The 2710-nt window shown below is 39.4% G+C and carries 6 protein-coding genes and 1 pseudogene; 4 read left to right on the top strand and 3 right to left on the bottom strand.

Annotated elements, in window-relative coordinates; all coding sequences use genetic code 11:
- Window positions 1-357 (top strand): annotated as a pseudogene (locus DOT_RS30220) (TetR/AcrR family transcriptional regulator); the annotation flags it as partial.
- A gap of 112 nt (window positions 358-469) precedes the next feature.
- On the opposite strand, the gene DOT_RS32230 reads toward DOT_RS30220, so the two are convergent.
- Entirely contained in the window at window positions 470-592 is a 123-nt protein-coding gene (locus tag DOT_RS32230) for a hypothetical protein (protein ID WP_009614480.1), read from the bottom strand.
- Window positions 593-985: 393 nt separating this feature from the next.
- Window positions 986-1153 (bottom strand): hypothetical protein, encoded by a 168-nt coding sequence (locus DOT_RS31345; protein WP_009614478.1) that lies wholly within the window; start codon window positions 1151-1153, stop codon window positions 986-988.
- 78 nt (window positions 1154-1231) lie between these two features.
- On the opposite strand from DOT_RS31345, the gene DOT_RS31585 reads away from it, so the two are divergent.
- From DOT_RS31585 to DOT_RS30215, 3 genes are all read left to right on the top strand, one after another.
- Window positions 1232-1357 (top strand): DUF2281 domain-containing protein, encoded by a 126-nt coding sequence (locus DOT_RS31585; RefSeq protein WP_009614476.1) that lies wholly within the window; start codon window positions 1232-1234, stop codon window positions 1355-1357.
- A gap of 9 nt (window positions 1358-1366) precedes the next feature.
- The gene (locus DOT_RS03910; protein ID WP_242833764.1) at window positions 1367-1753 is read left to right on the top strand and encodes a type II toxin-antitoxin system PemK/MazF family toxin; all 387 of its coding nucleotides are present in this window, start codon (window positions 1367-1369) and stop codon (window positions 1751-1753) included.
- 171 nt (window positions 1754-1924) lie between these two features.
- Entirely contained in the window at window positions 1925-2074 is a 150-nt protein-coding gene (locus DOT_RS30215; RefSeq protein ID WP_157998401.1) for a hypothetical protein, read from the top strand.
- Window positions 2075-2287: 213 nt separating this feature from the next.
- Here the strand turns inward: DOT_RS30215 and DOT_RS03905 are convergent, their stop codons facing one another.
- Window positions 2288-2698: a peptide deformylase gene (locus DOT_RS03905; protein WP_009614466.1), complete on the bottom strand. Its 411-nt coding sequence runs from the start codon at window positions 2696-2698 to the stop codon at window positions 2288-2290.
- Window positions 2699-2710 lie beyond the last annotated feature (12 nt).

Genomic DNA, 2710 nt, shown 5'->3' with positions numbered 1-2710 from the left:
TGTGCAGAACTGTTGTATCAAAACCAACGGATCATCCGATTATTCCCTATTCTAGCTTCAGTGATTGAAGCGAATGTGAAGCCAACAGAATTGGTGGCATTTAAACATAATCAAAATAAAAGTATCGAACGTTTGAAAACAATCAGTGCAAAATTCCTTCCTGATCTATCAAACGAACAGCTTTATCTCTTTATCAGGTATCAAATTCTTTATGCTTTGAATTTGTATCCTGAAACGGTGCTTTATGAAAAGGGCTCACCTGGAGTCGAATTGCTCAATAGAAAACCTAATTTTATCACGGATTTTTCGGATTATCTGGAGATCATTATCCTCGGCATTCGAGCGAAGAACGTATAGTCCGTAAATGTTCATTCTGAACCGGATTTTGTCAAGTCTCGAAAAGATCATAAGGGCGAATATTTACCTGACAAATAACCCCGCAAGGTTGAGTGAATTCAATCTTGCGGGGTTATTTTTTTCGATAAATGGGAAATGGAGTGATAACAGCAATTTCCGCACAAGCGAAAATTGCATTGAGGAATATAAAAATGAGTTGCAGCAAAAGTAACCATAACAAAGGATCGTCAGACAAAACAGTACCTCCTAAAATTTGTTCCGATTTGAGTTCTCATGGCAGTCAAAACCCTGTTTGGATGGGCATTTGATAGGATACGATGGGATACATTGCCCTTACAGCAACAAAAAAACACACAACAAAAAGGGCAGCATGCAATTGCCCTCTGCTCTGTGCATGAAATACTTAAACACCTGTTCTTGTCCCCTAAGTAAAACTAATTCTGCGCATCGTCGATTAGGCGGCTCTGTATCAGAATCAGAAGAATCGCTCACTGTAGGTACACCTATCCTTTCAGAAAGTCTATATAATCTATTTTAAGGCATTTGTCAATTTTTTTTCAAACTGTACAGAAATGTCAACCGGACAAGATTCGCAAAGGGGGGCAACACATTGTTGCCCCCCTTTGGTCTATGGGCATAATGTCGCTATTTTTATCGATACTACTGCAATAAGAATAGCCCGCTCATTATTCTTGACCGCCAGAAGCTCTGCCTTATGGGTAGGAGAATCTATATATCTTAAGGCTTCATAACTACTTTTTACAGCCTCTTCCTGGACCCGTGGGCCAGGTTGCAATTAATCAAGCACTTCAAAGTAATGAATTAATGAACATGAACAAAGGGTTTGTGATATAATAATTTTGAGGTGGACTTTATGAGTACAGCCAAAAAAATCCTCTATAAATTAATCGAGGAAATTCCTGAAAGTCAGATTCCAGAGGTTATAGATTATATTTCTTTTTTAAAAAGTAAAAAAACAGGGAAACTTTCCAAGAGTTAACTTCTGCAAATGAAAGCAGCATTGAATTTTGGGATAATGATATTGACGATACGGTGTGGAACAATGTATAAGCAAGGTGATATTTTATTAGTTCCCATACCCTTTACTGATTTATCATCAAAAAAGAAACGTCCTGTTCTGGTATTATCCAATGATGATTACAATAGCAAAACAGAAGATATTATTGTTGCTGCTATTACTTCAAATATTACGACTAAGAACTACATTGTTATGTTGCAAAGCCAAGACCTTGACGAAGGGACGTTGAAGGTAGACTCTTGTATAAGGGTTGACAAAATCTATACGTTGTCCCAAGCTATCATAATTAGTAAGTTCGGAAGGGTCGGGAAATATATCATGGATGATGTGAAAAAAAGGTTGGATGAGTTGATTTAGGATGATAAAAACCACATGAAGAAAAACAGGTCGGCTTAATGTTAGCCGGCCTGTTTTTGCAGGCAGATCAGAGCGTGTCGTAGATGATAGGGCTTTAGATAATGGCAATTAGACGGATTTGCATAGTAATGAGGATAGCCGTGAAAGGTTAGTTTTTTAAACCTTGTAAAATTGACTCTGCTAGAGAAGAGAGATGAGACAGCAATGAATTATCATGAATTCATGAAAGCCGTCGATAAAAAGCTCCTGACGATGAGCGAAGCGGAAAAAAGCCGCTGGATCCATAACCGGGCCAGAACTGCGGAAGAACACCAATCATAGTGAAGATCAATTATCATCTTGAAATACTTCCAAGATTATTAACCAATGTTCTTTTTTGGTATAAGAATAGATTATTCGTTTAGGAATTCTCGAACTACAACTCCAGTTCTTTCATTATAGGAGGTCAGCATTTGACATTCACAAATTGAAATATGAGCAGCACATTATGCTTATAGTCGCGTTCTAATAAACGTGAATAACATCTTACTACGTTCAGATTAGGATTCCGTCGCAGTGATCGATCTCATGCTGAATGATCTGCGCAGCAAGGCCGGTAAAGTTCTGCTTCTGCTGCTTGAAGTTCCGGTCAAAGAACTCTACCTCAATGGACTGATAACGGGTAGTTTTTCGTACGCCCTCCAGTGACAGGCAGCCCTCCTCAGTTTCATACGGGCTGGCACGCTTTATGATGACAGGATTGATCATGGGTATGTTCAGCGGCCCGATGCTAAACGCGATGATGCGCTTGTTGACACCGATCATGTCAGCCGCCATGCCGACACACCGATCCGCATTTGCTCGTAAAGTATCCAGGAGGTCATCTAACACCGGCATATCCGCCTTGGTTGCCGGAACCGATTTCTGGCTTAAAATAATTATGTCTTTACAAATTGGTCTGATCATACTAACTCTCCC

The sequence above is a fragment of the Desulfosporosinus sp. OT genome, from assembly GCF_000224515.1.
GTDB lineage: Bacteria > Bacillota > Desulfitobacteriia > Desulfitobacteriales > Desulfitobacteriaceae > Desulfosporosinus.
The sequence above is the reverse complement of the archived record's forward strand: the minus strand, read 5'-3'. Positions and strand labels throughout refer to the sequence as shown.

Excerpts from the sequence above, each read along its gene's own strand:
- DOT_RS31585 (WP_009614476.1), top strand. The coding sequence starts at position 1,232 with ATGAGTACAGCCAAAAAAATCCTCTATAAATTAATCGAGGAAATTCCT.
- DOT_RS03910 (WP_242833764.1), top strand. The coding sequence starts at position 1,367 with ATGAAAGCAGCATTGAATTTTGGGATAATGATATTGACGATACGGTGT.
- DOT_RS03905 (WP_009614466.1), bottom strand. The coding sequence starts at position 2,698 with ATGATCAGACCAATTTGTAAAGACATAATTATTTTAAGCCAGAAATCG.